The following is a 20,604-nucleotide window of genomic DNA, read 5'->3' on the forward strand; positions in this document are numbered from 1 at the left end:
TGCAACAACCCTAAGAAGAAACAAAAGCAGGGCCTCAGTATCGAAAGACTAAAAGCCTCAGAAATATGCGTATCAGAGCTCCACTTTTCTTAATGACTCAACTCGGTGCTCGTCCCTCGCACAACTGCAATTGCAGTGTTTTACTTAGACTATTTAAGTTAAACACCACAGCGATGTTAATTCTTTACTACGTGCTTCAAATAACGGATCCGTGATATCTTGGCTTTTACCATGAGTAGGCTCAGTGTCAAGTCGGTATTTTACCGTCAAACCAGCCTCTTCAAACCAGTCTAATAGTTCTTCACGGGTACGCAAGTTTAAATGCTCAGCCAAATCTGACAAAATCAGCCAAATCTCGCCATGCTCCGCTAAATGCTGCTTTGCGCCCATTAAGAACCCTCGTAGCATGGTACTATTGGCATCATAAACGGCATACTCTAACGGCGAGCTTGGCTTAGCGGGTAACCAAGGCGGATTACACACAATTATATTGGCAGATGGCGCATCTGTCGGAAATAAATCCGCCTGTTGCAATTGCACGTTCGCTAACTCTAAACGATTCAAATTATCCTGAGCGCAGTCCAACGCTCGAGGGCTTAAGTCCGTCGCTATGATCTGATTAAAGCCACGTTTGGCAAGTGCAATAGCGAGTAAGCCTGTGCCAGTACCAATGTCATAGGCAATATTACGACTGTCAGGTAGCGGTGCATCAAGCAGCAATTGCACATATTCTTGGCGAGTGGGTGCAAAAACTCCATAATGCGGGTAAATGGATAGTCCTAATGCCTTAATGGGCACCCCTTTTTCACGCCACTGCGCCGCCCCTATCGCCCCTTGTAGATCACGGAATGACAACATGCATGGTTCAGATATCTTGCCAAATGCCGCAGTACAAGCAGCACTCACATCAGGCGCACGACGTAGCTTGCTGATATAGTTTTCATCAAGCTGTAATAACAGACGACTTAATAATCGAGCCCGTTGCGATTGAACTTGGCGATTTTTATGAAAAAGACTGGGTAAGTCGTTGGAGAATTCTTTTAAATCAGTCGTAGTCGCACCTTCAATTATATCTTTCGCAGATTTGTTAAGTCCTTTACTCTTTTTACGCGCTTCAACACGATCTATACGTCGCTGGATGGCTTGTAGTAATTGCTTAGCATTATGAAAATCGCCTCGCCACAGCATAGACGTGCCAGCGTTGGCTAAGCGATAAGCCTCACCTGCTGTGGTTGTGTCATCGACTATTACGATACGGATTGGCGGCTCGTAATTACTTTGAGATATCCAAAGTGCCTTATGTTGGGTATCGCCTTCTTGCCAAGTTACATACTGTTTGGTTGGTTCTAACACTTGTTCTGCCTTTCACTTAAAAATTGGATAGGCATATCATACACTATAGTCAAAGAAGTCTAAAATGGTTACAAGGCAACCGAGTGCAAGTACTACTGGAGTAGGCTTAACGAGGTTAACGCCGTAACCGTTTAGTAGTTCGCTGACTATTATAGACAAGCCAACTTCGCCACACGAGAAGGTAACTACTCAAAGCTATTAGCAACCTTCTTAAAAAGCCGTTAAAGAAATAGGGTATCAACTTCTTAGAGCTGCTCAGAAGCCCGCTTAAAATTATTTGTGTTATGATATTTCAGTTACCAGTCTAGCTGTTAAATTTACTGCTTTTTCAAACCTTATTGCGTTGTACCTTCCTCAATGACGAACTCAAACTCTATGGCGAACTCAGATAAATCTCTTTCCGAAACCAATCCTTTAACCATACTGCACACCTCAGATTGGCATCTGGGCCGTCGATTATATGGTCAGATGCGCTATGAGGAATTTGAGGCTTTTTTAGCGTGGTTAGAAGACTCAATTAGCCGCTATCAAGTCGATGTTCTTATTGTCGCAGGTGATATCTTCGATACTATGACACCGAGCAATCGAGCACAGGCGTTGTATTATGAGTTTTTGGGGCGGGTTGCGCTTTCAACCTGTCAACATATCGTCATTGTGGCGGGCAATCATGACTCCCCTACCTTTCTTGATGCGCCCAGCAATATATTAAAGTCATTAAATGTGCATGTGGTCGGAACGGCTTGTGAGGATTTAGAAGCCGAGGTATTGACCCTTAATGATAGCGAAGGCTCTCCCTGTTGCATCATAACTGCTGTGCCTTATTTGCGTGATCGTGATGTGCGCAGTAGCCGAGCTGGTGAATCTGATAGTGATAAAGACAGCAAAGTCATTGAAGGTATTAAAGCCCATTATGATGGTGTGGCAGAAATTGCCAAAGCCAAACAAAATAAGCTTACTGAACAATACCAACGTCATATTCCGATTATCGCTACCGGTCATCTGTTTGCCTCTAGTGGACGTACCACAGATGATGATGGGGTACGCAGTCTTTATGTGGGCAATTTGGGTAATGTATCGGCTGATATGTTTGATGACTGTTTTGATTATGTGGCGCTTGGTCATTTGCATGTACCACAACGTGTCGGTGGATGTGAGCACATTCGTTATAGTGGTTCGCCGATTCCGATGGGTTTTGGGGAGGCTCGCCAGCAAAAGCAAGTTTTATTGATTCGGTTTGGTGACTTTATAAATGAGCGTTTTGATGAGAGTCAACAGTTAACACCTAATCCTAATGAAACCTCTATCACACCAATTTTACAAACATCTACGTCAGAAATATCAACTTCAAAAACACCCTTAAAAACATCGGTTAAGCCTAAACTTAAAAATCAAGACAGTCTATTTATTGATGATTTGTTTGCAGATCTTGATGATGAATTTAACGAAAGTAAAAACGAGCAACATAATACCCATAAATCGTCTGAAGAAATCCCGACTGAAATTATTACAACTGATCTAGCTAATGTAGATAGTTTTGAGACAGATAGCTTTAATATAGATAGCTTTGATATAAACGTTACCGACTCGCCTGCGCTTGTTTACCATGACCAAAATAAACAGATGCAGATTATGAGCATTCCTATACCTACATTTCAAAAGTTAATGCAGATTAAAGGAGATATGACACATATTGAGCAGTCCATAAACTCGCTACCAAAAGATGAAGTAATATGGTTGGAAGTTATCTATGAAGGTAATGAAATCGTTAGTAATCTTAATGAGGAAGTACAGGCGTTATTAGAAGGCACCGCATTTAAAGCGTTAAAAATAAAAAATACTAATAATTATAATAAGGTATTAACGTCGGAAAATAGCACTGAGACGCTACAAGACCTGAATGTGATGGAAGTGTTTGAACGCTGTATGACGGTACATGAAATCGCCGAGTCACAGAAGGACGAGCTACGGGATGCTTATCAGCAGATATTACATGAGGCGAGTCAGGAAGATGTTAACTCTGGGAAATTATAATTCATTCTAGTATTTATATACATTTCCTTTTAACTTTATAAGGATAAAACATGACTGACAGAAATATAAACTTACTAGATAATGAATCAGAAAAAATAAGGTTCGCAATTAATATGCTACCTACTGCTCTATTGATGCACGCATCTCCTGATTCAAAAAGTATTATGAAAGGTTTTAAACAACTATCTAAAGAATCCATTAGGCAAAAAATAGGATTAGCTAATATTTTCAACGATTTAATGACGTCTCTAAATACTAGACATTTTAGTTTCACAGATTTTGATTTACTTACAGGTAATATGTCTAAAGAGCCTTATCAATTACTATTAAAGTCGCTTGGTGCTGAAAATTTTACTGAGCTATATGAGTATGCAAAAGTAGTAGATGCCTATATAAATCAGCCGTTTGATAAAAATATAATTTTCGAAGTGAAGGACTATTTGGAAACTAAGTTTAATTATTATAATAACGATATAGTAGACACTATGTCAGTTGATGACTTTTATACTTGTTTGATTTTAAGTTTTATAGCCCATCCTGATGCTTGTATTCATTTTTATAGTTATTCTGAACTTATAAAGCCTATAAGTTTTGGCTGGTTATTTATGCATAAATTGGATCCTGACAAATGGGTATACAACTCAGAGCAAAATGGATATATTTCAATAAAGAAAAGTAATACTCCTTTTACTATACCTTCTCGTACTCTTATAGAATTATTACAAACTATAGGTTATTGGAAAACCAGGAAGGAAATGCCTAATAGTACATATGGAATAGATAGTAAGATTGATTGGAATACGGAGGATCCTGATGGTAAGCTAATTGACTTCATCAAGCGAAAGAAAGAGGGGAAATGGACTAGCCTTGATGACTTATATTGGTTACTAGGTTTCTTGAAACATCCTGAAAACGAACCTAATGAAACATTAGAAAACTGGCAAAAGTCATTTGTAGATTATATTACAACCGAGGACCTGAATAATCTTGGAGGACTTACCCCAAGTTTCGAAGGTATGATATGGTTTGTTTATGCATACTTTCAACTCATTTATATCGAAGCTGATAAAGAAAATAAACTAACTAAAAAAAACCAAGGTTGCAAATTGTATATAGAATATTATGATGTATGGCAGTCCATCACTGACTATTATGAACAAAAAGTAGATTCATCAATTAAAGATAATCGCATCGAGTGGTCTAATTTCTTAATAAAACAAGCCACCCCATTGAGGGAATAGCTTGATTTGACTACTCTAAATTATATGTTACTACTTTGACTTTTTTTGATTAGGGTTAAGTTGCTTACCTCGATTGCCCTGGTTTTGATCGTAAGTTTTGTTTGTACCTGAAGTTCCCTGATTATTATTTGAAATATCAGCTTGATGGTTTGATTTAGTCGTATTTTTACTTTTCATAATAAATATCCTTTTGCGATTGTATTAATTTCTTTAACTTATTTACGAGGTGGATTATTGTCACGCCCGCCACCCGAAGGATTACCAGTTGTACTTGGGAATCCTGCACCTTGTCCATTGTTAAGATAAATTTTCATAGTTATTGCTCCAATTGACGAATTTTAAATAATTTAATTGTAGGTATGGTTTTGTGCACTCCCTTACCTACGGCAGTAATATTAATTCAATCAATCAAATAAATCTGCCACAAAAAAATAGTTTTTGTTCAAAATTTGAACAATTTAGTTATTTATATTTAAATATTTTTTATTATTTAACTGGATAGTTATCTTTCTATTTTAAACACTAACCTCGCAGTTGGCATAGGCTGGGCTTCTAGCCCAGCAATTTAATCAAAGAGGTCTTTATTGAGAACATACCTACGCGACAAAACCAAAGGCGGTAGTTATTTTTACACGATTAATTTGAACGATAGAAGATCCAGCCTATTATCGAATCACATCTATGAGTTTAAACAAGCCTTTAGGAAAATAAAGCAATCTCAACCCTTTGAGCTTAATGCCTGTGTGGTGTTACACGACCACATTCACATGATAATTACGTTGCCCCAAGATAGTGCCAATTTTTCGAGGATTATAGCTGGTCTAAAAGGTAATTTTTCACGTCAGATACCGAAAACAGCCGAAGAGTTTATATCTCAATCTAGAGCTATGAAAAAAGAACGGGGTATATGGCAGAGACGATTTTGGGAACATAAGATAAGGGATGACTTAGATTATAACCGCCATGTAGATTATATACATTTCAATCCTGTTAAACATGGCTATGTTTCTAATCCAACTGATTGGCAGTATTCAACCATTCATCAATTTATTAAAAATGGTAGTTATCCTGCTGATTGGGGATGCGATTGTATTATGGATAGTTTGGCTACGGATTGTGATTGAGGCTGAGTTCAAAGTTATTTGCTGGGCTAAAAGCCCAGCCTACGCTTGCTGGTAGGTAGTGGGTTATTAGCTAAAATTTAGTTCCAGATTCAAACCTTAAAAGCACTATTTTAACTTTAATTAATCATTCCATAGTCTGTGATTATTAATATCAAAAAGCCTTATTTAATAAATTAGCAAAACGATTAACATCTATAACAGGTTGACTTTATGACCCTTTTTTCAATATTCAAACGTTACCAATGGCGCATTATTCTTACATTGATACTGGTGCTTGCCGAAGCAGGTGCTATGCTCATGCTACCTTTAACCATTGGTTTTGCGATTGATAGCTTGCTAAAGGGGCTGGGTACGGGTGTCTGGTATTTAGGGTTTTTAGGACTTGGCGTTGTTATCTCGGGAACGTTACGGCGGTTTTATGACACCCGCGTGTATTCGAAAATCTATGTTGATTTAAGCACCTAGATTGTTGAGCAACATACAGACGCCAATAATTCCACGCTTAATGCGCGCGTCACGATGTTAAAAGAGTTGGTAGAGTTTCTAGAAAATCAATTACCCGAATTGATTAACAGTGTGATTGGTCTCGTGGGCACAGTCATTATTTTATATGCTCTTGATTTTGAGATTTTTTTAGGTTGCTTGGCGATAATGGCATTAATGATACTGGTATTTATTGTCACAGGTAAGCTGACCACCAAGCTAAACCACCACTATAACAATGCGATGGAAGAACAAGTCGTAGCTATAGAAAACCGTCATACCCTGCCTGTACGAGGTTTTATGACCAAGCTTATGAGCTGGAATATCAAGCTCTCTGACCTTGAGACGGTTATTTTTGGAGTGATATGGCTCGGGATGATTGCGTTAATTGTATTTTCGGTGATTGAAGCAGTGGGCATCGGGCAAACCATACAAGCAGGAGCCGTCATGGCAATGGTGATGTATGTGTTTCAGTTTGCCGAAGGTGCTGGCATGTTGCCGTTATACGTTCAGCAATTTTTGCGCTTGCAAGAAATCTCTACTCGCTTAAAACAAATTAACGCCTAAACATTGAGACAACCATGCTTAAAAAAATCTTAATAATCTTGCTCGTCCTTGTTGTACTTGCAGTGATTATCATCTTTGCTATTTTTTATAAAGGCGATTTAACCAAAGCCGAGCTTGCAGACGAGTATATTAATAAGCAGTCCCAGTTTATGTCATTAGACGGTGAATTTGCAGGGGCAACTATGCACTACCGTGATGAGGGCAATCCTGATGCACCCGTTTTGGTTATGGTACATGGTGGCTTTGGGTCACTGCACAACTGGGAAGGCTGGATTGAACCGTTAAAGGATGATTATCGCCTTATTTCAATGGACTTATTAGGACATGGCTTAACGGGTACTTATCCAAAAAATGTCTATGACCGTTATACTGAACGTGATGCAATACACCAATTATTGCAAAAGTTGGGTATAGACCATTATAGTGTTGCTGGTAATTCCTTCGGGGGCGGTATTGCGTTAGAGATGGCGCTTAAGTTTCCTAGTGAGGTAGATAGCCTCATTTTGGTAGATTCTGAAGGTATACCAAATGGTGAAGACGGCTATGATATCTCGTTGTTTAGCGATGCGGACTTAGTCACCCCTGCTAGTCCTTCATATACCCAGTTAGCTTGGTATGAAAAGCTCGGGAGCAACTTTATTGGCCCAGCGGTCATCAAAAGCACGCTCGATAGTATGACTTATAATAAAGACTTATTAACCGATGACTATGTAGACCACTTCGGGCGTATCTTGCGTTATGACGGCAACCGTGAAGCGCAGTTATTGATGTTCCCGCAGGGTTTATATCTTATTTCGCAAAACGACAAGATGGATTTACTGCCTCGCTTGCCTAAAATAACTTGCCCCGTACTGGTCATGCAAGGTGCTGAAGACACGTTATTGCCCCTAGATGTTGCTAAGAAGTTTAATGATAATCTGCCTAATAGTGAGCTAGCTGTTATTAAGGAAGCAGGGCATATGCCGATGATTGAAAAACCTGTCGAGACCGCAGGGATTGTGAAAGGGTTTTTGGATGAAGTCATTAACTATTGAATACCTAGAACTACAATTGTTTATTAAATTGAGAGCTAGCGAGATTTGACTATCCTGTCTAAGTTTTAGAATGTGATTATTTTTAGAGTGTAACTAATTCTAGTTCCCGTAGGGTGCGTCCCACGCACCTTTTTATTCACAATGGTGATTGGTGCGCTGGGCGCACCCTACCGCCCACTCTCTAAAACAATTACCCTTTTAAAATAACAATAACCTTTCATCGGAGGAGCGGTTTAGCCTCGATTTTAGCGGATATACTGTACGGTTGAGTGAGTCTTTCAGAAAATCGCAGATTTTCTCTTGCGTCGGGGCAAAGCAGTGCTTTGCTTTATCCCTCCTCAGGCTGGGTTTTGGCGTGGCGCGCGAAGCAGGTGACACGTCAAACTTTAGCCACTCGCCTCACTCAATCGTGCAGATAGTAGCGAAAAGCGAGATGAGCTACCAATCCTGATTAACTTCAAAGCACCCTTTTAACTTCTTATTTCTAATATTAATTCTAAGAAACTATCATGCGCCTAATCGAACTACGACTCAAAAACCTAAACTCACTTAAAGGCGAATGGCATATCGATTTTAGCGATTCGGCGTTTGTGAATGAAGGGATTTTTGCCATTACGGGGCAGACGGGTGCAGGTAAGACCACGATTTTGGATGCCATTTGTTTGGCGCTGTATGGGGCGACCCCTCGCCTTGGTGAGATTACCTCAACCAATGATGTGATGACACGGCAGACTGGTGAATGCTATGCCGAAGTGGTGATTGAGTTGAACGGAGCTCAGTACCGTTGCCGTTGGGGTCAACGCCGAGCGTATGGCAAGTCTGATGGGAATTTGCAAAGTGCGACGCATGAGATCGCCGAGGTAAATATTGATAATCCGAGTGCGGGCGATAAAGTATTAGAAGAAAAATCTTCGCTGACGAAAAAGAAAATTATTGAACTGACGTCGATGGATTTTTCGCAGTTTACCCGTTCTATTTTACTGGCGCAGGGCAGTTTTTCGGCATTTTTGAAGGCGAAAGCGGATGAACGTGCTGATATTTTAGAGAAGATTACCGGTACACAGATTTATGCCGATATTTCTAAAAACGTGCATGAGAAGTTTCGTATCGAGAAGGAAGAGTTGGAGCGGATGCAAGCGGTGGCAAATAGTTTATCGCTCTTAGATGCCGATACCGAGGCGGAGTATCGAGAAACGATTGGCACTAAGAGTGGTGAGTTAGATAGTAAGAAAGCCACGCAGGCAGGGTTTGAAACACAAATTAAGTGGCTAGATGCGGTTGCGGATTTGCAGGCTAAGCAAAATCAGTATCAGCAAGATGTGCAGAATGCTGAGAAGGTAAAGTTGGAATTTACTGCGGATGCCGAGCGGTTGGATAAGGCAAACAAGGCGCTTGAGATTAGCAATGACTTTAATCAACTGGCGATTTATCGCCAGCAATTGGACAACGTAAAAATAGACCAGCATCAATGTAAAAAGAATTTGACCGAGGCTGAAGGTCAACTTAGCCAAAATAAGACTGATTTAGACCATGCCATATCAGCTGAGCAAACGGCATCAGATCAGTATGAGAGAGCACAACCTCTGATTAGTGACATAAGAGGAATCAATGGTCAAATTTCGCAGACTCAACAGCGTTTGCATGACCAACAGACTCGCCATAAAACATTAACCACCAATATTGATGCGTTAAATGCTTCTTTAAACACGTCTAAAACTAATCAAGCACAATTGCAGACTCAGCTGGATCAAGCAACCGATTATCTTGCTACTCGCTCGCATCATGAGCAACTTGTCAGTCATATTGAGTCCTTTCATCAGCTTGGGAAGCAAATTAAAAGCTTGTTAAGCAATAATGCGGATAAGGCGTTAAATAGAAGTCAGGCATTGAGTGACTTAGAGCAATTAAGGCAGAAACTTGAAACGCTCAAGAGTAACCAGCAACAAGCGGATGCTCAAATTGAACGTAAAAAACAAGAGGTTGACTCTTTAAAGGCACAACATCGTAACTTATTGCAAGGGCAAACTGTACAATCGCTACGTCATCAACTAAACCATATCGACCAAAGTGGCAAACAGCTTGATGATATGCGGGCGCAATTAAGTCAGCTAAGTGAGCTTACCTCACAAGTGCAAGCGTCTATTTCTTTACTACCGAGTAGTCAAGCTAAGATTGTTAAGTTTCAGCAGCGTATTGAGACGAATGAACAGACGCTAGATAGACTGAATACAGAGTATGAGGATAAAAAGACCAATTTAGAGCTATTACAACAAGTCGCTAAGCTTGAAGATTTTATTGATTTGTTGCAACACGATGAGCCTTGCCCGCTGTGTGGCTCGCTTGAGCATCCTTATGCGAGCAATCATCCGTTGTTAGAGAACACGTCACAGGATGGTTTGGATAAGCACTCTCCCATTTCTGAACTTAAAAACCGTTTAGGTGAATTATCGATTGAGATTAAGGATGTTGAGAAGCTTATTGCTGAAGATAAAATTAATTTGGCAACGTCGAAAAATGAGCTGAACGGTTATCAAAAACAGTTAAGTGAGCAGTTAGCTCAAGCATCAAAATTAGTCGTGAATAATGCCTCACAAATAGCGGCCTTTAAACAACGATTAAATAACGTTAGCCCTAAGCTTGTAGAGAGTTTTGATAAATATTCATTAGTTACGCAACTCAATGACTCGCAAAAGACTTTAAACTCATTTTTGGATAAACCTACTAATGAGGTCACAAACGAAAATTTAGATAAGATTAAGGCGATTACCGATGATTTAATGACGCTGCTGCAAAAGGTTATGCAAGATTTGTCGTCGCGCAAGGATGCGTTGAATACCTTGCTTGATGATAACGATACGTTAATGCAGGAGATTAGCAAAAGCGAAACGGCACTTAAATCTCTGCAAGATAACGCCCACTCTGCTTCGAAAGAAATAAATGATATCGAAACAGAGATTAAACTGAGTAATCAACAAGTTGCTAGTGATGACAGTTATATTGAGGGTAATATTACGGAGATTGAGCGTTTGATTCGCTCTATACGTGACATAGCCAGCGTTTATAAGAGTGATGATAGCGACAAGTGGGTAATGCTTGATAGTGAATTAAGCCAATTAAGTGACTCAATAACCGATAAAAAGACTTTGACGAAGCTAGAGCCTGAAACGGATATAGAACCCCTGCGTGAATATTGTCGAGGGATGCAACGACTGCAAAAAGTTTATGAACAACAGCGCGAGCTTCGCCAGTCGCTTAATAGTGACATTAGTAATTTAACTACCAAAATTGAAGGTTTAAAGGGTCAGCTAGAACAATTGCAAAGTGAACGGGATGCTTTATCTACTGCTATTAATGATTTGAAAAACAATCTACAGTCATTACAGAGCACTAGACAAACGCACTATCAGAAAATGGATAGTGAGCTTAATATTCAGGTGCCCAGTGTTGATGTTAAAAACAGCAATAAAGAAGCTCCTGCTTATGAAGTAGCAGATATAGACGCCATTGATAAACGCCTGCGTTTGGCGATGGATAGTGCCAGATTAACGTTATCTAAGGTGAGAGAATCATTTAATGATAACCAACAGCGTATTGAACAACTTAAGCAACAAGGGTTAAAACTGGATAAAGTAATAGCAGAAACCAGTGAAAAGTTAGACGAACAACAAACTGTGTTTGATGGGTTGTTAAAAGATAATGATTTTGCCGATGAAAGTGAGTTTAAAGATGCCATGCTAGAACGTGAAACTCGTGAGGTATTAGCCAGACAACAACAACAAATAGACAGTGATTTAAAAATTGCTGAGCATAGACTTGCAGATACCAAACTACAGTTAGAAGAAAAACTGGCGAATCCATTAATTGCGGTTGGTGAAGGTGATCAAAGCGATGCAACTGATAAGACGACGCTTACGACCAAACTTTCAGTAATAGAGGTTGAAATATCAGAGCTTAATAAACAAATTGGTGCGCTTGAACAAAAGCTTAAAGACAATGAAGTCAATAAAACCAATCAACAAGCACAACTTGAGGCAATTAAGCAGAAGCAACAATCATTTGCAGTTTGGCGTAATTTACGCGAGCTAATTGGCTCAGAAAGTGGTAAAAAATATCGCACCTTTGCGCAAGGTTTGACCTTCCAAATCATGGTTAGTAACGCCAATACTCAGCTTAAAAAGATGAGTGACCGTTATCTGCTTACTCGTGATGAGGAAAATCCGCTAGAGCTAAATGTTATTGATGACTATCAAGGTGGTGAGATTCGTAGTACTAAGAATTTGTCGGGTGGTGAAGGCTTTATAATTAGTCTGGCGTTGGCGCTTGGGTTATCCAAAATGGCGAGTCAAAATATCAGTGTTGATTCTCTATTTTTAGATGAAGGGTTTGGCACCCTTGATGAGGACTCGCTCGATATTGCACTTGATACTTTGACCAATCTGCAAGCAGAAGGCAAATTGATAGGGGTTATCTCGCACGTACAGAGCTTAAAAGAGCGTATATTGACTCAAATTAAGGTCGAAAAGATATCGGGTGGTCATAGTCAGCTTAGCGGTGCAGGGTGTTATGCTGTTAAAACATAACTTTATATCTCAATCTCAACTTAATAGCCGGCAATATTAATAACTGAATTATCAACAGTACTTTTAGCTGCTCAATTGGAAAATACTGAAAAGGGTGGCAAGTCCCCCTTTTTTCAAAGGGGGATTTAGGGGGATTTTAACGAAAACTCATCCCCAACTCTATTTTTACCTTCAGTTTAATATTCCCCATTATAATGATGACTTACACGTGAAAAGGTAGAGCGGTTTAGCCCTGACAGTAGCGGATATACTTGGTAAAGCAAAGGGCTGATACGCTTGCTTTAAACCGTTATCGCGAAGCAGGAACGGGTTAAAGCGTAGCGGTTCGCCCTTTGCAAACCAAGATAGTAGCGGATGGCAGGATTAGCTACATAATCTAAAAAACATCTCGCTACTCACTAATGAGTTTATTAATCTCGCTAATCATGACGGATAAAGCAGACAAGCTAACCGTGGTGCCTTCAAGATTTTCCATCTCATTAGCCATACTCTCAATAGATTGCTCATGAGCATTTTGCCACTGTTGTAACGCTTGCTCAGGCTCAACCTTTGACAGCAACTTGGTCATCATCTGTCTGATACTGCGTGACAGCTCGTTAAGTAGCGCATATCGGGCACGTCTGTCCCAATGATCTTGCTGAGGTAGATGCTCTACTTTATCCATCAACCAGTCGATATTCAGGTTTTGATACACTTCGAAATACAGCTTCGCTACCGCATCAATCGTGCAATCATATTGCTCTGCCAATAATACGGTATCTAACGCATCGATGGCATACGGCAGAATAGCAAAGGTCTGAGAATTACTTTGATCTAGGCCTACCGAGTTCAGATCTGCAATATCACCCTCCAGATTTGCATCAAACTGGGTGGCAATGATGCCTTGAGGCTGGGTCAATTCCTCTACCCCTTTTTTGAAGCGATCAACTGTATTTGCCACTTCTAAATCGCTGCCATAAGCATTGATTAACCAGACGATACCTTGCTCTAGCACGTCTCTTATTCTATTCTCAAGCTCAAGTAAGGTGATGGCATCGACCTGATTATCGAGTGCTTCAAGCGTTTTCCAGCTTTGTGTAACTTGGAAAATATCTCTGGCAATCGCATACGCTCGGATAATGGTCGCAATGGACTGATTGGTCTCTTCAAATAGGCGGAAAATCGCTTCGATACCCAGACGGTTCACCACACTATTGGTTAAATAGGTACTGATGATTTCACGGTGTAAACGGTGACGGGTCATCTCTTCAAAAAAGCGATTTGCTAACTCATCTGGGAAGTATTTACGTAGCTCATTGACAAAATAGGGATCATTTGGTAAGTCTGATGCTAACAATTGATCATAAACCCACATTTTGCCATACGCTAATATCACTGACAGCTCTGGACGGGTCATGCCAGTTCCTGTTCGTCTGCGCTGCTCAATGACCTCATTAGTAGGCAAAAATTCAATGGCTCTGTCCAAACGGCCTTCGGACTCTAAATAGTTAATGATGCGCTTATGATCGGTTAGATTATCCATAGCATTTAAATGGCTAAGCTCTATGGCCTGCGGCTGCAGATAATTTTGACGTAAGACTAAGTCTCCCACCTCATCCGTCATACTTTTTAATAACTCATTGCGCTGCTTGGTGGTCATATCACCTTGTTCAACCACCTTGCCCAATAAGATTTTTATATTCACTTCATGATCTGAGCAATTAACACCACCTGAGTTGTCAATAGCATCGGTATACAGTTGCCCACCTTTTTGTTCTGGACCCCCATATAGGGCATATTCAATACGGCCTTGCTGGGTACAGCCTAAGTTACCCCCTTCCCCAAAGACTTTGGCTCTGATTTCTTTACCATTAACCCTAACGGCATCATTGGCTCGGTCGCCCACATCAGCATGGCTCTCTTCACTGGATTTGACATACGTACCGATACCGCCATTCCAAATCAAATCCACTGGAGCTTTCAGCAGCTTATTTATCAGCTCATTTGGCGTTAGGGTATCGTCTTCAATGTCAAATGCAGACTTCATCTCTGCTGAGATATGAATAGATTTATCTTGACGAGAAAATACCCCACCACCTTCGCTAATGAGGGACTTGTCGTAATCATCCCAAGTAGATCGGGGCAAGTTAAACAAGCGTTCACGCTCTGCGTATGAGTTCTGTAAATCTGGATTGGGATCAATAAAAATATGCAGGTGATTAAAGGCGGCTTGCAGTTTAGTGAACTTAGAAAGTAGCATACCATTACCAAACACATCTCCACTCATATCACCAATACCCACCACCGTAAAGTCATCTTTATGCTGAATGTCACGGCCTAGCATTCTAAAGTGTCGTTTTACCGACTCCCAAGCACCGCGGGCGGTGATACCCATCGCTTTGTGGTCATAACCGACTGAACCACCTGAAGCAAAGGCATCATCTAACCAAAACCCATATTCAGCTGCTACTGCATTAGCCACATCAGAGAAGCTCGCGGTACCTTTATCCGCTGCTACCACCAAATAGGGGTCATCCTCATCATGACGCACCGTATTATTCGGAGGCACTACCTTACCGTCGACTAGGTTATCAGTGATGTCTAGCATTCCTCTTAAAAAAGTCTGATAACAGGCTATCCCTTCTTTTTGAAAAACATCTCTACCATCTGCTGGTGTCTTTTGTTTAACAATGAAACCACCTTTAGAACCAACCGGTACAATAACCGCATTTTTAACCATTTGAGCTTTCACTAAGCCCAAGACTTCCGTACGAAAGTCTTCCATTCGATCTGACCAACGCAGTCCGCCCCTTGCTACTTTGCCACCACGCAGATGTATCGCTTCAACACGTGGAGAGTAAACAAAGATTTCAAACATAGGTTTTGGCTTGGGCAGGTTGGGTATCCTACTGGCTGCAAACTTAAAGGACAGTCTATCTTTACGATTACCCTCATTATCACGCTGATAAAAGTTGGTACGAAGCATAGCGTTGATTAAATCAAGATACCATTGCAAGATTCTATCTTCATCTAAGCTCTCAACTTTTGATAGTGCATTTTTAAGTTGATCTTTAAGTTCACTGACTTTAGTTTTACGGTCATCATTGCCTATCGATGGATTCATTCGGGTATCAAACAACTTAACCAATAACACGGCAATATCACCATGCTTCACTAAAGTTTGCTGAATGTAGTTGCTTGAGAACGGCGCTTTTGCTTGTAAAATATAACGCATTAGTGCTCTTAGAACCACAACTTCATGAGTATCTAAGCGGGTAGCCAATACCAACTCATTAAGCGGGTCACTTTCAACTCGACCTGCCCAAATTTGTGCCAAGCTGTCCTCAAACTGCTCACGCACCACTTTTAAATTGATAGTTTGAGCATGACGAAGGGTTAACTCATATTCTTGCAACCAAGTCGGTTGATCAGCCACATCAAACTCATAGGTCTGAGCTGAGATAACAGACACACCAAAGTCTTCTAAAATGGGTAATATATTCGATAAGATGGCAGGATGATTTAAGCCGTATAATTTTAAATGCAGCTGATTTTTCTCATCACCTGTAGACTGATAGATTTTCCATATCATTGGATTATCGCTGCTGAGTCTTGCCAGCCTTTTAATATCAGTAGCGCCAGTACGGACATCAAATGTTTCTTTATAAGCGGCTGGAATACTCTGTAAATAACGCTTTAGTAAACTATTGGCTTGTTTTTCGCCAAGCGTCTCAACCATAACCTGCTGATACTGATCTGACCAATCATCCATTAGCCCGTTAAGTTCATCTTCTAAATGATCTATATCTACAGCATTAATATTGCCTGGTTCAGTACGCACATGCACATGCACCCGAGCATGATAAGACTCATCAAATTCGGTAGTAAACCTCGCTGAGTAACCGTTAAACGCATCAATCAAAGCTTGTTGCATTTTCAGGCGCATTCCGGTATTGAATTTGTCACTTGGAATATATACCAAACATGACACAAAGCGCTGATAATGGTCCACACGGCAGAACAAACTCAAGCGTTTTTTATCTTTAATCTGAGCTATGCCTGTAACAATGGTATATAGCTCATCAGTACTTGCCTGAAACAAATCATCTCGAGGCAAGGCATTAATGATGTGCATGTATTTACGGTAGTTATAGCCATTTAATGGAAAATCTGCCATTTCCATAATTTTTTTGCATTTTTCACGCAATAAAGGAATCTGTTGCACACTTGATTGATAAGCTTGTGAGGTTAATAAACCAACAAAACGGTATTCACCAATTAACTGTCCCGACTCATCATATTTATGAATACCCAGAAAATCCATATAAACTGGACGGTGAATTGGAGACAGTTGACTCGATTTAGATAACAATACAACACGAGGTACGGTCATCAGTACCTTTAAACTATCGGGTAGCTGCGAGAAGCTTTTTGAACGTTTGTCTTCAGTATCTCCGTTTAACAGGCCTAAACCACTATTGCCAACGGCGATGAGATCTATCCTTTGTGCAACTTCAGGAGACAGAGCGGTATCAGAATCAATATCTAGCTTTGGTAAATGCTCAACGCCTTCAAGACGGTACTCTTTAAACCCTAGAAATATAAAATGATCATCTAAAATCCACTGTAAGAACGCCTTAAGTTCCTCAGCACTATGGTACAGCTCGGGAATAGGGTTTTTGTCTAACTCATTTTTGACATGGCTAAGCTTATTACGCATAGCTTGCCAATCCCCAACTATGGTATCGAGAGTCGATATTTTGTCTTTTAATAGCTCTCTCAAAGCCTCCATTGTCTCGCTATCAGTATTCTCAATCTCACAATGCACGACCGATAAATAGCGGGTATCACTATCTTGTACATCTTTAATACAAACAATCTCGCCTTGATCATCTCGATCAACATCTATGATGTTGTTATGAATCCAATGCACATCTAGCCCAAGCTCATCAATGCACATTGATAAAGTCTCTACCAGAAAAGGTCTATTATAAGCGACCAGTTGCAATACCGTGTGACGGCTATGGAAATGCTCCTCTTCGACATTTGGATTAAATAAGCAAATCTCAGGCTGATTGTCTTGATAAGACTTTAATAAAACAAAATGATGCAGCGCTATTCCCGCCAAATCTATATCTGATACTTTTTCAGCCATTCGTGGTGCTAAATTTTGATAATATACGGAGATAAAGTCCTCTACTAAGTTTTTATCATTACTGACATATCCCTGTGCAATATTTATTATATTTTTAAGACGATCATTACTTAGAGAATGCTTATTTTTCATTTTTAACCCTTTATATTATTTGTTTTAAATTATTTTTAGACACTAAGGCAATGCGTTAAAGACTCTAAATCTCGCTCATAAAAATCAGTTTTTCATCCGATTTAATAATCTACCCTTATATCTTGTGTACCTTGCTTTTTTATATCGCCTTTTTTACACTTATTTCATGGCAAAATTAATTCATCCTAACTCATAGACTTCTATCACTGCAAAACGAGGGCTTGTTCTTATAATTCCAGTGAGAACAAGCCCTGATTTTGTGATAGAAGAATTAAACGTATTAGGATTATATATATTTAATAGCCCGCATAATGACTATTAAATATGTGAAGCAAACAAGTTTATGATAACCACTATGAACACTCTGACCGTTTATATAACCTATCTATTGATATCATTCAGCTAGTTATGCATTGTCTATGCTAATTCTACCTTCTGTTGCTCTCAGACTAAAGGGTTTAACAATGTTTCATAAGTCGTCTAGTCAATCATAATAATAAGTAGGCGATTGAACAAAAAAAAGCAATAAGATAGATGGCTTGGTAATCACCCCAAAAAATAATAACACGTAAAAGTAGAAACTAACTGCTAAAATACTAGCAGGAGATTTCGACATGAAAAAATCAAGATTTACCGACACTCAGATCGTTAATATACTCAAACAGGCAGAACAAGGCGTACCAGTCACTGACATACTACGTGATGAGCGAGGATAAGTTACTGTCCAGTGGACAGTAACCCGAAGTGCAAGACGAAGAGCTATGCTCGTAGTAATATTAGCCAAAGTACCTTCTACAATGAAGAGCGTTAAAAAACAGTCTGGGGGACTGTTTTAGCGATGCAAGACGTAGCGATAGCGAAGTTCGAAGCAAATACGGCGGTATGGATGCCTCACTGATTACCCGTCTTAAAGAATTAGAGGCTGAGAATGCCCGCTTGAAAAAGATGTACGCCGAGGAAAGGCTTAAATCAGACATCTTACAGGATGCCCTGTCAAAAAAGTGGTAGCGCCCTCTAGGCGCAAAGAGCTTGCTGAGCATTACATCAAAGCCACAGCCATTAGTATACGCTTGGCCTGTCTGATCTTTAACATCAGCATAACCTGCTATTACTATCAGCCAAAGACAGCGGATGAGAATGAGCAGATAGCCAGGCTGTTGATTGATCTGACAAACAGTCATAAAAACTGGGGCTTTAAGCTATGTTTTCTATACTTAAGAAATGTACTCGGATTACCTTACAACCATAAGCGAGTTTATCGTATCTACCGTGAGCTTGAATTAAACCTGAAAATCAAGCCTAAACACCGTATTAAACGAGACAAACCCAAAAAGCTTGCTGTGCCAGCTAACATCAATCAAAGCTGGAGTATGGACTTTATGCACGATGCCTTAACCGATGGTAGGTCTATTAGATTCTTTAATGTCATTGATGACTTTAATCGTGAAGCATTAACCATAGAGGTTGACTTCTCACTACCCGCTCAAAGAGTGATACGCCGTTTAAATCAGCTCATAGAATGCCGTGGTAAGCCTGATCAAATCAGGTGTGACAATGGCCCTGAGTATATCAGCAATGATTTAAAAGACTGGGCAACTAAGCAAGGTATCGTTATTGAATATATTGAGTCTGGCAATCCTCAGCAAAATGCTTATGTAGAGCGCTTTAATAAAACAGTACGTTATGATTGGCTTAATCAGGAGTTGTTTGATAGTTTAGATCAAGTGAGACAGCAGGCCCAGGCTTGGCTTAATCACTATAATAACGAGAGACCCAATATGGGTAATGAGGGCTTTACGCCGATTCAGAAACTTAATATGGCAGCTTAGTTCTACTTATTTAGTGTTTTAAATATGGGGGTATTTCCTGATCGTCGCATCAAATCTAGACATAACATCACCTTTAAACTTAACAATAAAAAGAGTTAGCTTTAATAGGAATGCCTTTTAAGATACTTTCTATATCCTTACATACTATTTGGGAACTCAACTTTGCTATAGCGTCATCTTCACTCTCTTTATGGCCTACCTGAACAACACCGAAACAAATTTGACCTTGTTGCTTACATTTACTTAAAAAGCTAATTCCAATCCAGTTTAAGTGCTCAGATCCATCTTTTTTGTTATAAGAAAGAATATTTACATCAGTTATAAAGCAACACCAAGTATTATTGTTTAAAGTAAACTGAAATATAAAGTCTATTTCTTTTTCTATTTTTAGAGCCTCTCTGTTATCAAAGAGGCCCATTAATTGCGAATGAAAATCTTTCAGGTCTTTATGATTTTTAGCACCAATAAAACAAAATTGTGTCATTTCATTCTCTCATTGAAGTGATAGCTGTTGTTAATACATTGAAACTGTGTTATTTGACATTTAGTAAGTGTCACTATATAAAACAAAATCAATAAGTTTTTCTATAGTCTTCTTTTCTTCGATAGGATTTCCTGATGTTTTATCAAATTTTAAACAATTAGATAAAAACTCATTAGTAATTAATATCTTATCCTCATTTGAAAGCTTAGCTTCTTCAATTTTTTTTGATGACTGATATAGCATATCGTTCTAACGGGTAATAAGCCTCATCATTTTTATGTCTACTAATAAATTCTAATATTTGACTGCAATGAGTTTAAAAATAGATTTCTGATGCACAGTCATGTATTTAAGTTTGCCTAAGTTTTATACATAAAATTAATTATGAGTAAATTCTAAAAATGTCTGGTTGCCTCCTATAAAAATCGTTGGATAGGTGGATAATAATGTGCAAAAACGACACAAATTTAAACTAGCCACAATACTGGAAAATACTACATCCTCAGGCTTAACACGGTCAGGTTAGAATAACATTCGGATAATGTAGCATGGTTTAGGAAAACTCTCGTTGACCAAACAATCTCAAGATAAAAATCTATCTAAGAACGAAAT

Annotated in this window: 9 protein-coding genes and 2 pseudogenes; 7 read left to right on the forward strand and 4 right to left on the reverse strand. The window is 39.4% G+C overall.

Annotated elements, in window-relative coordinates:
• Positions 1–153: 153 nt before the first annotated feature.
• A complete protein-coding gene (locus AC2SLL_RS06450; protein WP_486530864.1) occupies positions 154–1,353 on the reverse strand; it encodes a methyltransferase in 1,200 nt (399 codons plus the stop codon).
• A gap of 375 nt (positions 1,354–1,728) precedes the next feature.
• Here AC2SLL_RS06450 and AC2SLL_RS06455 point away from each other — a divergent pair, with 375 nt between their 5' ends.
• The gene (locus AC2SLL_RS06455; RefSeq protein ID WP_486530865.1) at positions 1,729–3,384 is read left to right on the forward strand and encodes an exonuclease SbcCD subunit D C-terminal domain-containing protein; all 1,656 of its coding nucleotides are present in this window, start codon (positions 1,729–1,731) and stop codon (positions 3,382–3,384) included.
• Positions 3,385–3,434: 50 nt separating this feature from the next.
• Positions 3,435–4,625, forward strand: a complete 1,191-nt coding sequence (locus tag AC2SLL_RS06460; protein ID WP_486530866.1) for a hypothetical protein — start codon at positions 3,435–3,437, stop codon at positions 4,623–4,625.
• 30 nt (positions 4,626–4,655) lie between these two features.
• On the opposite strand, the gene AC2SLL_RS06465 is transcribed toward AC2SLL_RS06460, so the two are convergent.
• The gene (locus AC2SLL_RS06465) at positions 4,656–4,802 is read right to left on the reverse strand and encodes a hypothetical protein (protein WP_486530867.1); all 147 of its coding nucleotides are present in this window, start codon (positions 4,800–4,802) and stop codon (positions 4,656–4,658) included.
• 407 nt (positions 4,803–5,209) lie between these two features.
• Here AC2SLL_RS06465 and AC2SLL_RS06470 point away from each other — a divergent pair, with 407 nt between their 5' ends.
• The 4 genes and pseudogenes from AC2SLL_RS06470 (at position 5,210) to AC2SLL_RS06485 (ending at position 12,413) form a co-directional block, all read left to right on the forward strand.
• Positions 5,210–5,749, forward strand: a complete 540-nt coding sequence (locus tag AC2SLL_RS06470; protein WP_486530868.1) for an REP-associated tyrosine transposase — start codon at positions 5,210–5,212, stop codon at positions 5,747–5,749.
• Between the two features lie 210 nt (positions 5,750–5,959).
• Positions 5,960–6,799, forward strand: a pseudogene (locus AC2SLL_RS06475) (ABC transporter six-transmembrane domain-containing protein).
• Positions 6,800–6,813: 14 nt separating this feature from the next.
• A complete protein-coding gene (locus AC2SLL_RS06480) occupies positions 6,814–7,833 on the forward strand; it encodes an alpha/beta fold hydrolase (protein ID WP_486530869.1) in 1,020 nt (339 codons plus the stop codon).
• A 509-nt stretch (positions 7,834–8,342) separates the two neighbouring features.
• Complete coding sequence (locus AC2SLL_RS06485; RefSeq protein ID WP_486530870.1) at positions 8,343–12,413, forward strand: AAA family ATPase; 4,071 nt, start codon at positions 8,343–8,345, stop codon at positions 12,411–12,413.
• A gap of 391 nt (positions 12,414–12,804) precedes the next feature.
• Here AC2SLL_RS06485 and AC2SLL_RS06490 read toward each other — a convergent pair whose 3' ends face one another.
• The gene (locus AC2SLL_RS06490) at positions 12,805–17,679 is read right to left on the reverse strand and encodes an NAD-glutamate dehydrogenase (protein ID WP_486530871.1); all 4,875 of its coding nucleotides are present in this window, start codon (positions 17,677–17,679) and stop codon (positions 12,805–12,807) included.
• Between the two features lie 614 nt (positions 17,680–18,293).
• Here AC2SLL_RS06490 and AC2SLL_RS06495 point away from each other — a divergent pair.
• A pseudogene (locus AC2SLL_RS06495) lies at positions 18,294–19,508 on the forward strand (IS3 family transposase).
• A gap of 79 nt (positions 19,509–19,587) precedes the next feature.
• Here AC2SLL_RS06495 and AC2SLL_RS06500 read toward each other — a convergent pair.
• Positions 19,588–19,992 (reverse strand): hypothetical protein, encoded by a 405-nt coding sequence (locus AC2SLL_RS06500; RefSeq protein WP_486530872.1) that lies wholly within the window; start codon positions 19,990–19,992, stop codon positions 19,588–19,590.
• Positions 19,993–20,604 lie beyond the last annotated feature (612 nt).

Source organism: Psychrobacter sp. CX97, assembly GCF_057396285.1.

Excerpts from the sequence above, each read along its gene's own strand:
- AC2SLL_RS06455 (WP_486530865.1), top strand. The coding sequence starts at position 1,729 with ATGGCGAACTCAGATAAATCTCTTTCCGAAACCAATCCTTTAACCATA.
- AC2SLL_RS06460 (WP_486530866.1), top strand. The coding sequence starts at position 3,435 with ATGACTGACAGAAATATAAACTTACTAGATAATGAATCAGAAAAAATA.
- AC2SLL_RS06465 (WP_486530867.1), bottom strand. The coding sequence starts at position 4,802 with ATGAAAAGTAAAAATACGACTAAATCAAACCATCAAGCTGATATTTCA.
- AC2SLL_RS06480 (WP_486530869.1), top strand. The coding sequence starts at position 6,814 with ATGCTTAAAAAAATCTTAATAATCTTGCTCGTCCTTGTTGTACTTGCA.
- AC2SLL_RS06485 (WP_486530870.1), top strand. The coding sequence starts at position 8,343 with ATGCGCCTAATCGAACTACGACTCAAAAACCTAAACTCACTTAAAGGC.
- AC2SLL_RS06490 (WP_486530871.1), bottom strand. The coding sequence starts at position 17,679 with ATGAAAAATAAGCATTCTCTAAGTAATGATCGTCTTAAAAATATAATA.
- AC2SLL_RS06500 (WP_486530872.1), bottom strand. The coding sequence starts at position 19,992 with ATGACACAATTTTGTTTTATTGGTGCTAAAAATCATAAAGACCTGAAA.